Annotated in this window: 9 protein-coding genes; all 9 read right to left on the reverse strand. The window is 69.6% G+C overall.

Translation table 11 applies throughout. The annotated features are described in order from the left end of the window. Positions 1-36 precede the first annotated feature (36 nt). A complete protein-coding gene (lepA, locus tag V6M57_RS08655; protein ID WP_332814583.1) occupies positions 37-1,845 on the reverse strand; it encodes a translation elongation factor 4 in 1,809 nt (602 codons plus the stop codon). Between the two features lie 514 nt (positions 1,846-2,359). After that, entirely contained in the window at positions 2,360-3,847 is a 1,488-nt protein-coding gene (locus V6M57_RS08660; protein ID WP_332814584.1) for a DegQ family serine endoprotease, read from the reverse strand. Between the two features lie 90 nt (positions 3,848-3,937). Beyond that, positions 3,938-4,966 (reverse strand): MucB/RseB C-terminal domain-containing protein, encoded by a 1,029-nt coding sequence (locus V6M57_RS08665; protein WP_332814585.1) that lies wholly within the window; start codon positions 4,964-4,966, stop codon positions 3,938-3,940. Between the two features lie 3 nt (positions 4,967-4,969). Next, complete coding sequence (locus tag V6M57_RS08670; protein WP_332814586.1) at positions 4,970-5,581, reverse strand: sigma-E factor negative regulatory protein; 612 nt, start codon at positions 5,579-5,581, stop codon at positions 4,970-4,972. Positions 5,582-5,597: 16 nt separating this feature from the next. Continuing rightward, positions 5,598-6,233, reverse strand: a complete 636-nt coding sequence (gene rpoE, locus V6M57_RS08675) for an RNA polymerase sigma factor RpoE (protein WP_332814587.1) — start codon at positions 6,231-6,233, stop codon at positions 5,598-5,600. Beyond that, the gene (locus V6M57_RS08680) at positions 6,230-6,694 is read right to left on the reverse strand and encodes a hypothetical protein (RefSeq protein ID WP_332814588.1); all 465 of its coding nucleotides are present in this window, start codon (positions 6,692-6,694) and stop codon (positions 6,230-6,232) included. Before V6M57_RS08680 ends, rpoE begins: the two co-directional genes overlap by 4 nt. 15 nt (positions 6,695-6,709) lie before the next feature. Continuing rightward, complete coding sequence (fabF, locus tag V6M57_RS08685) at positions 6,710-7,954, reverse strand: beta-ketoacyl-ACP synthase II (protein ID WP_332814589.1); 1,245 nt, start codon at positions 7,952-7,954, stop codon at positions 6,710-6,712. Between the two features lie 7 nt (positions 7,955-7,961). Then, complete coding sequence (gene acpP / locus V6M57_RS08690) at positions 7,962-8,201, reverse strand: acyl carrier protein (RefSeq protein WP_013902185.1); 240 nt, start codon at positions 8,199-8,201, stop codon at positions 7,962-7,964. A gap of 92 nt (positions 8,202-8,293) precedes the next feature. After that, positions 8,294-9,040, reverse strand: coding sequence for a 3-oxoacyl-ACP reductase FabG (fabG, locus tag V6M57_RS08695; protein ID WP_332814590.1), 747 nt, complete (start codon positions 9,038-9,040; stop codon positions 8,294-8,296). Positions 9,041-9,155 lie beyond the last annotated feature (115 nt).

Consider the following 9,155-nt stretch of genomic DNA (forward strand, 5'->3'; position numbering starts at 1 on the left):
CGGCGGCAGCCCCGGGGCGTCGTGGGCGCGCCGCGCTCATTCCTCGACCTGCAGGATCGCGAGGAATGCTTCCTGGGGGACTTCGACCGAGCCGATCTGCTTCATTCTTTTCTTGCCTGCCTTCTGCTTCTCGAGGAGCTTGCGCTTGCGGCTGATGTCGCCACCGTAGCATTTTGCCAGCACGTTCTTGCGCAAGGCCTTGACGGTCTCGCGGGCGATGATGTTGGCGCCGATGGCGGCCTGGATCGCCACGTCGAACATCTGCCGGCTGATGATCTCGCGCATCTTGGCCACCACCGCCCGGCCACGGTATTGCGCCTGGCTGCGGTGCACGATGATGGACAGCGCGTCCACCCGGTCGCCGTTCAGCAGGATGTCCACCTTGACCACGTCGGACGGGCGGTATTCCTTGAACTCGTAGTCCATGCTGGCGTAGCCGCGGCTGACCGACTTGAGCTTGTCGAAGAAGTCCAGCACGATCTCGCCCAGCGGCAGCTCGTACGTCAGCATGACCTGCCGCCCGTGGTAGGCCATGTTGACCTGCACGCCGCGCTTCTGGTTGGCCAGCGTCATCACCGGGCCGACGGACTCCTGCGGCATGTACAGGTGCACGGTGACGATGGGCTCGCGGATTTCCTGGATCCGCCCCTGCTCCGGCATCTTGGACGGGTTCTCGACCATGATCACCTCGCCGTCGCCCCGCACCACCTGGTAGACCACACTGGGCGCGGTGGTGATCAGGTCCTGGTCGAACTCGCGCTCGAGCCGCTCCTGCACGATCTCCATGTGCAGCAGGCCCAGGAAGCCGCAGCGGAAACCGAAGCCCAGCGCCTGGCTGACTTCGGGTTCGTACTGCAGCGAGGCGTCGTTGAGCTTGAGCTTCTCCAGCGCGTCGCGCAGGCTGTCGTACTGGTTGGCCTCGACCGGGTACAGGCCGGCGAACACCTGCGGCTGGATCTCCTTGAAGCCGGGCAGCGCCTCGGTGGCGCTGCCGGCGTTGTTCGGCAGCTTCTTCTCCAGCGTGAGGGTGTCGCCCACCTTGGCGGCCTGCAGTTCCTTGATGCCGGCGATGACGTAGCCGACCTCGCCGGCCTGCAGCGACTCGCGCGGCTGGTCGGCCGGCGTGAACACGCCCAGGCTGCCGGCCTCGTAGGCGGCCCCGGTGGCCATCAGCTTGATCCGCTCGCCCTTCTTCAGGCCGCCGTCGACCACCCGCACCAGCATCACCACGCCGACGTAGCTGTCGAACCAGCTGTCGATGATCATGGCGCGCAGCGGCGCGTCGGGGTTGCCGCGCGGCGCCGGCACCTTGGCGACGATCGCCTCCAGGATCTCGTCGATCCCCATGCCGGTCTTGGCCGAGCAGGGGATCGCTTCGGATGCATCGATGCCGATCACGTCCTCGACCTCCGCCTTGGCCCGCTCGGGGTCGGCCTGCGGCAGGTCCATCTTGTTCAGCACCGGCAGCACCTCGACGCCGAGGTCCAGCGCGGTGTAGCAGTTCGCGACCGTCTGCGCCTCCACGCCCTGGCTGGCATCGACCACCAGCAGCGCGCCCTCGCATGCCGACAGCGAGCGGCTCACCTCGTACGAGAAGTCGACGTGGCCCGGCGTGTCGATCAGATTGAGGTTGTAGACGCGCCCGTCGCGCGCCGTGTAGCGCAGCGCGGCGGTCTGCGCCTTGATGGTTATCCCACGCTCCCTTTCGAGCGCCATCGAGTCGAGCACCTGCTCTTCCATCTCCCGATCGGACAGCCCGCCACAGCGCTGGATCAATCGGTCGGCGAGCGTCGACTTGCCGTGGTCGATGTGCGCAATGATCGAGAAATTTCTGATGTGATTCATCAAGGGGAGCGCTTAAGTGCTTGATTCGCTTGGAGCGAAGGCAAGAAAAAAGGGCGCGCCGCCTGGCGACGCGCCCTGAACCAACAATCTATGGCAACTGCGATGGTTGGAGCTTCATTGTAGGCAAAAAGCCCCGGCCGTACAGCCCGCGCCCGGCCGCCCAGGCCTCGTTGCAGCCCAGCAACATGCAATTCATCCACAGCTTATCAACAGTTTTGGAGAGGGGTTTGCAGGACAACTTGTGGGCGATCTGTGGATCAGCCGGGGCACCCCGGTGCACATCCCGCATGGTGGTTTCTGGCCGGTTCCATATGTGGGAAAGACGCAGCCGCTGGCCGTGATTCTATCCAAATCGCCCACGCCCCGCCCATCAAGTTAGTGGGCGCAAACACCAACTTGAAACCCATCCGTCACAATTTTGTTTGGAGCGCACGCAACACCCCGCGGATTCGCGATCCAAAAAAAGACCCCAAACCCGAGTACGGGTTCGGGGCTTGCCCGTGCCGGCCGCCGGTCAGCGGGCCGGCCGGATCAGCAGGTAGGTGGCCAGTTCGCCGCGCCGCAGCAGCACCGGGATCGGCTTGCTGCGGTCGACCTTGGCGACGACGGCATCGAACTCGCGCACGTTGCCGACCTCGGTGTTGCCGATCTGCAGGATCACGTCGCCCTCGCGGATGCCGGCGCGGGCGGCTGCCTCCGCCACCGACTCGACGCGCACGCCGCCCTTGACGTTCAACTCGTCCCGCTGCGCCTCGGTCAGGTCGCTGACCGCCAGGCCCAGCGATTGCGCCGCCGGCGAAGCGGAGCCGCGCTGCCGCTGCTCGGAGCCCTGGGCGCGCTGCGCCGGCTTGTCGGGCTCGAACTCGGCCACCTGCACCGCCAGCTCGCGCGAGCCGCCGCGCCGGAACACCGTCATGCCGGCGCGCGTACCGGGCTTGGTGTTGCCCACCAGCCGAGGCAGGTCGGTGGCCCGCTCGATCGCCTGGCCGGCGAACCGGGTGATGATGTCGCCCGCCTCGATGCCCGCCTTGTCGGCGGGGCCGCCGGGCTCCACGCTGCGCACCAGCGCGCCCTGCGGCTTGCCCAGCCCGATGGATTCGGCCACGTCCTTGGTGACCTGGTCGATCTGCACGCCGATGCGCCCGCGCGTGACCTTGCCGCTGGTGCGCAACTGCTCGGCCACGCGGATCGCCTCGTCCATCGGGATGGCGAAGGAGATGCCCATGAAGCCGCCGGAGCGCGAGTAGATCTGGCTGTTGATGCCCACCACCTCGCCGCGCAGGTTGACCAGCGGCCCGCCCGAATTGCCGGGGTTGATCGCCACGTCGGTCTGGATGAAGGGCAGGTAGTCGCCGGTGTCGCGCGCCTTCGCGCTGACGATGCCGGCGGTGACGGTGTTCTCCAGCCCGAACGGCGAGCCGATCGCCATCACCCATTCGCCGACCTTGAGCTTGCTGACGTCGCCGACCTTCACGAACGGCAGGCCGGCGGCATCGATCTTGACGACCGCGACGTCGGTGCGCTTGTCGGCGCCGACGATGCGGGCCTTGAACTCGCGCTTGTCGGGCAACGTCACCAGCACCTCATCGGCGCCCTCGACCACGTGCGCATTGGTCATCACGAAGCCGTCGGCGCTCAGGATGAAGCCCGAGCCGACGCCGCGCGGCTGCTCCTGGCCCGGCCCCGGGCCCCGCGGGCCGCGCGGCAGGTTGGGGATGTTGGGCATGGGCGTGCCGAAGAAGCGCCGGAAGAACTCCTGCATCTCCTCGTCCATCTGGCCCTGCTCCTGCGGCATGCTGCGCACCCGCTCCATGGTCCGGATGTTGACCACGGCAGGCCCGACCCGCTCGACCAGGTCGGTGAAATCGGGCAGCCCGGTGCGCGGCTGGGGGGCCGACTGTGCCAGGGCCGGCGCCGGCGGCAGCAGCAGCGCCGCGGCGGCCAGCGCCAGTGCGCAGGCCATCGCCCGGCCATGCAGCTTCTTCCAATCGATGCGGATCATGTGAGCCTCTTTTCTGGACAGCAATTCAAGGGCCGCAGGCCCGGCTTTTCCTTCCGGCACCGGCGGGCGGCACAAGCACCGCGGCGCGCGTCAGCGGCGCCGCTCTATGCCCTGCACGAAGGCCCGGAGCGTCTGCGCAGGCACCTCGCCCACGGCCGTCAGCCACCAGTCCTCCATGCGCCGGGTCAGCGTCTGGGTCGCGCCGCTCGCCATCAGGCCTTCCTGCTGGTGGCGTTCGCGGTCATAGGGTTCGATGAAGAGCGAGACGGCGGCCAGCCCGTCGGAGAAGATCCACTGCAGGCTGCCGCCGCCCGTGCCGCCGGGCGCGGCCGGCCGCCGGTAGCAATTCATGGGCTTGAAGCCGGGCACCGCCGCCTTCAGCGCCCAGCCTTCGCTGGCCGCGTCGGTCTTGACGGCCTGGGCGCGCTCGACCCGCCAGCCCGCCGGCGGCTGCATCTTGCGGGCGATCCTGTCGGCCGGCACCGGCACGTCCAGCTGCAACTCGGAAAAGGCGGCCTGCTCCAGCACGCGGCCCTGGTCGTCCAGCGTCTGCAGCTTGATCATCAGCCCGGAGCGCTTCTCGCTCCACACCCGGTAGCCGAAGCGCAGGTGGTCCTTGGGTGCCAGGTGCACCACGTCGGCGTCGAAGCCGGCCACCCGTTCCGCGCCGGTGCGCCGCGCCGTGTAGAACTCGGGAATCGAGGTGCCGGGCGATTGCAGCAGGTTCGGGAACAGCCCCACCGCCTCGCGCCTTTCCGCGCGCACCACCCGGTCTTCCGGCAGGAAGGTGAGGACCTCCTCGTTGCGGCGGTAGGTGGAACGCGGCGCGCCGGTGAGCACCTCCACCTTCTCGACCTGCTGGGTGGGATGGCCGGCATGCCAGATGCGGGCGCTGGACAGGGCGCCGCCGCTGGCGGACACGACGAAGGTGCCGATGTAGCTGCGCTCGCGCGAGGCCTCCTGCATCCGCATCAGCCATTCATTCACCCCGCGCTCGCCCTGCGACCCCGCCGCAACGGGGGCCTGCTGGGCCGCCGCGACGCCCAGGGTTCCGAACGCCCACAGCGCCAGCAGGCAGCGGCTGGCAGCGGTGCGCAGCGGCAGCAACGTCATCGGCATGGGTCAGCGCGCCGGGCTTTCGAAGGTGGCGTTGCGCAGGAACCCCGCGGGCGACTGGAGCGCCGAGGTGCCGCCCAGCTGGCGGTGGGCGGCCAGCATGTCGTCCAGCCGCGGGTCGCGGATCATGAGGCCGGGCTCCGAGCGGGCCAGCACGTTGCCGGGCGCCACGCCCGGCGCCTGCTGCGGCGCGGCGGCAAGTTGGGCCTGGGTTGCCCCGGACCGGGGTGCGTCCGTACCGACGACCGACCAGCCGACCGCAGCGAACGCCGCCACGGAGGCCATGCCAGCCACCATCTTCCAGCGGAAGCTTCCGTCATTGGCCGCAGCCATCGAGGGGGAGCGCACCGCCAGCGCCGCGGCGGCTGCCGGCTGGGGGCGGGGCAGCGGCTCCTGCGCCAGCCGGGCCGACAGCCGGCCGAGGAACTGGGGCGCCGGGGTGCCGCCCGCCAGGTCGGACGAGCGCAGCGAGTCGCCGATGAGGTGGTAACAGTGCCACGCCTCGAGCGCAGCGGGGCCGGCGCCCGCCGCCTGCATGGCACGGACACATTCATCGCCCTGCAACTGGCCGTCGACCAGCGCGGATATCCGTTCCCTGTCGTCCATCTGTTCGTCCATCGCTCTTACCTCGCCGCTACCAGCGCTTGCCCGACTGGTTCTCCAGCAGGGGCTTGACCTTGGCCGAGATCGCCTCGCGCGCGCGGAAGATGCGCGAGCGGACGGTCCCGATCGGGCAGTTCATCACCTGCGCGATCTCTTCATAGCTCAGCCCTTCGATCTCGCGCAGCGTGACGGCCTGCCGCAGCTCTTCGGGCAAGGCCTCCATGGCCGAGTTGACCGTGGCGGCGATTTCCTTGGCGGCGAGCACCGTCTCGGGCGTTTCCGGGCTGGTTAGTTCGTTCTCCACCGAGGAAGTTTCATCCTCGTCGTCGCCGCCCCGCAGTGCGCTCTCGGACACCAGCGGGTCGCGCTTGAGGTCGGCCAGGGACTTCTTGGCGGTGTTGACGGCGATCCGGTACAGCCAGGTATAGAACTGCGCCTCGCCGCGGAACTGCCCGAGCGCCCGGTAGGCGCGGATGAACGTCTCCTGGGCGATGTCCTCGACCAGGTCCACGTCGCGCACCATCCGCCCGATCAGCCGCTCGATGCGGCGCTGGTACTTGATGACCAGCAGTTCATAGGCCCGCTGGTCCCCCGCCACGGCGCGGGCCACCAGCATCTGGTCGGTGTCCTGGGGGGAAGGGGGCGGGGCGGGCGGGCTCTGGGTCATGGTCTCGCCGACGGCGGCTCGGCCCGGGGCGGCGCGTCGGCACTGGCGCGCGAATATACAGCACGGCGCAGCGCGTCCCAGCGGGCGGGCCGGCGCGAGCGCTCGGCCCACAGCCAGGCGCCGCGGCCCGCCTGCGCACGCCAGCGCAACAGCAGGGCCGACTGGGCGTCCAGGACCGGCTCGACCTGCCCGGCGGCCCCCGGGGCGGCACCGGCCGGCGAAAAGCGCCAGCCGCCGCCGTCCCACTCGAGCAGCCCGCCCGGCAGGCGCCACCACCAGCGGGCGGCCCAGGCGCCGGCGGCCGCCGTGGCCAGCGCACCCAGCGCGAGCCGGGCGGGCGAGGCCCCCTGCCCGGCCCATGCCGCCCAGGCCAGCACCCCGGCCACCCAGGCCAGCGCGAGCAACAGGCCCAGCCAAGCAGAACGCCCCACCGGGTAGCTCACCGATGGGGCGCCGTTCATGGGAAAGCGCGGGCGTCAGACCCGCTTGAAGACCAGGGTGCCGTTGGTGCCGCCGAACCCGAAGTTGTTCTTCATCGCGATGTCGATCTTCAGGTCGCGCGCCTCGTTGGCGCAGTAATCCAGGTCGCACTCGGGATCCTGGTTGAAGATGTTGATGGTCGGCGGCGCCTTCTGGTGGTGCACGGCCAGCACGGTGAACACCGACTCGATGCCGCCGGCGCCGCCCAGCAGGTGGCCGGTCATCGACTTGGTGGAACTGACCACCAGCTTCTTCGCGTGGCCGCCCAGCGCAGCCTTGATGGCGTTGGTCTCGTTCAGGTCGCCCAGCGGCGTGGAGGTGCCGTGGGCATTGAGGTAATCGATCTCGTCGGCGTTGATGCCGGCGTTGCGCAGGGCGCCCACCATGGCCCGGCGCGGGCCGTCGACGTCGGGCGCCGTCATGTGGAAGGCGTCGGCCGACATGCCGAATCCGGCCACCTCGGCATAGATCCTGGCGCCGCGCGCCCTGGCGTGTTCGTATTCCTCGAGCACCAGCACGCCGCCACCCTCGCCCAGCACGAAGCCGTCGCGGTCCTTGTCCCAGGGGCGGGAGGCGGTCCTGGGGTCGTCGTTGCGGGTGGACAGCGCGCGCGAAGCGGCGAACCCGCCGATGCCCAGCGGCGACACGGAGGACTCGGCGCCACCGCACACCATGACATCGGCGTCGCCGCTCTCGATCATCCGGGCCGACAGCCCCACGGCATGCAGCCCGGTGGTGCAGGCGGTGACGACCGCGATGTTCGGGCCCTTGAAGCCGTACTTGATCGACACGTGGCCCGAGATCATGTTGATGATGGACGCGGGCACGAAGAACGGGGAGACGCGGCGCGGGCCGCGCGCGACCAGCTCGGCATGGGTCTGCTCGATCATGGGCAGCCCGCCGATGCCGGCGCCGATGTTCACGCCGATGCGCTCGGCCAGTTCGGCCGGGAGGGCATCGCCGCTGGGCAACCCGCTGTCGGCCACCGCCTGGCAGGCCGCCGCCATCCCGAGGTGGATGAACCGGTCCATGTGCCGGGCTTCCTTCTCGGGGATGTACTGCGTGATGTCGAAGCCCTTGACCTCGCCCGCGAAGCGGCAGGCGAAGTTGGCCGCATCGAACTGGGTGATGAAGTCGATGCCGGGCCGGCCGGCCAGCAGGTTGTCCCAGGATTCGGCAACCGTGTTGCCGACGGGGCTGACGCAGCCCAGGCCGGTGACGACGACGCGGCGGCGGGTCATTTCGTGATCAGGCCTTCTGGTGGGCGTTGGCGTAGTCGATGGCGTTCTGCACGGTGGTGATCTTTTCGGCGTCCTCGTCGGGGATCTCGATGCCGAACTCGTCCTCCAGCGCCATCACCAGCTCCACCGTGTCAAGGGAGTCGGCGCCCAGGTCGGCCACGAAGGCCTTCTCGTTGGTCACCTGGGACTCCTCCACGCCGAGTTGCTCGGCGATGATCTTCTTGACACGTGCTTCGATATCGCTCATGGGTTCCCTCTGGGGGTTGTGGAATGAATCGGGGATTCTAGCGTCCGCACCCTGGCGGCCCGGCCGTGGCGGCCGGGCCTGCCAGGGTCGGATCAGGCCATGTACATGCCGCCGTTGACGTGCAGTTCCTGGCCGGTGACGTAGCCGGCCGCGGGCGAAGCCAGGTAGGCCACCGCATGGGCGATGTCGGCCGGCTTGCCGAGCTGGCCCAGCGGGATCTGCCCCAGCAGGGCCTTGCGCTGCTCTTCCGGCAGCGCGGCGGTCATGTCCGTTTCGATGAAGCCCGGCGCCACGCAGTTGGCCGTGATGCCCCGGCTGCCGAGTTCGCGGGCCAGCGCCCGGGTCAGCCCGGCCACCCCGGCCTTGGCGGCGGCGTAGTTGGCCTGGCCGGGGTTGCCGGACGCGCCCACCACCGAGGTGATGCTGACGATGCGCCCGTAGCGCTGCTTCATCATGGTGCGCATCACGGCCCGGCTCAGGCGGAACACCGCCTTGAGGTTGGTGTCGACCACGGCATCCCAGTCCTCGTCCTTCAGGCGCATGGCGAGCATGTCGCGCGTGATGCCCGCGTTGTTGACGAGGATCTGGAGGCCGCCGTGCTGCTTGACGATGGCATCGACCAGGGCCTCGGCCTGGGCGGCGTCGTTGACGTCCAGGCGCTCGCCGCGGCCGCCGAGGGCCGCCAGCGCGCCGGTCACCTTCTGCGCGCCCGGGTCGGTGGTCGCGGTGCCGATCACGAGGGCCCCTTGCTGCGCCAGTTCGAGCGCGATGGCCGCGCCGATGCCGCGCGAGGCGCCCGTGACCAGGGCCACCTGCCCCTTGAGTGCGTCCGCGCTCACTGGCCTACCCTCACTTCCGTGATGAGGGTGCAACCGCGATGCAGGGTTGTCCACGGCGGCGGGCGTCGCTTGCGACGAACGCACGCCGCGGTGGACAACCCGTGTTCAGCGCCAG

It is taken from the genome of Ramlibacter sp. (assembly GCF_036676645.1).
GTDB lineage: Bacteria > Pseudomonadota > Gammaproteobacteria > Burkholderiales > Burkholderiaceae_C > Ramlibacter.

What these genes read in the sequence shown, in the direction of transcription:
- V6M57_RS08670 (WP_332814586.1), bottom strand. Translation starts at nt 5,581, where the DNA reads ATGGACGAACAGATGGACGACAGGGAACGGATATCCGCGCTGGTCGAC.
- V6M57_RS08665 (WP_332814585.1), bottom strand. Translation starts at nt 4,966, where the DNA reads ATGCCGATGACGTTGCTGCCGCTGCGCACCGCTGCCAGCCGCTGCCTG.
- rpoE (WP_332814587.1), bottom strand. Translation starts at nt 6,233, where the DNA reads ATGACCCAGAGCCCGCCCGCCCCGCCCCCTTCCCCCCAGGACACCGAC.
- V6M57_RS08660 (WP_332814584.1), bottom strand. Translation starts at nt 3,847, where the DNA reads ATGATCCGCATCGATTGGAAGAAGCTGCATGGCCGGGCGATGGCCTGC.
- fabF (WP_332814589.1), bottom strand. Translation starts at nt 7,954, where the DNA reads ATGACCCGCCGCCGCGTCGTCGTCACCGGCCTGGGCTGCGTCAGCCCC.
- lepA (WP_332814583.1), bottom strand. Translation starts at nt 1,845, where the DNA reads ATGAATCACATCAGAAATTTCTCGATCATTGCGCACATCGACCACGGC.
- acpP (WP_013902185.1), bottom strand. Translation starts at nt 8,201, where the DNA reads ATGAGCGATATCGAAGCACGTGTCAAGAAGATCATCGCCGAGCAACTC.
- V6M57_RS08680 (WP_332814588.1), bottom strand. Translation starts at nt 6,694, where the DNA reads ATGAACGGCGCCCCATCGGTGAGCTACCCGGTGGGGCGTTCTGCTTGG.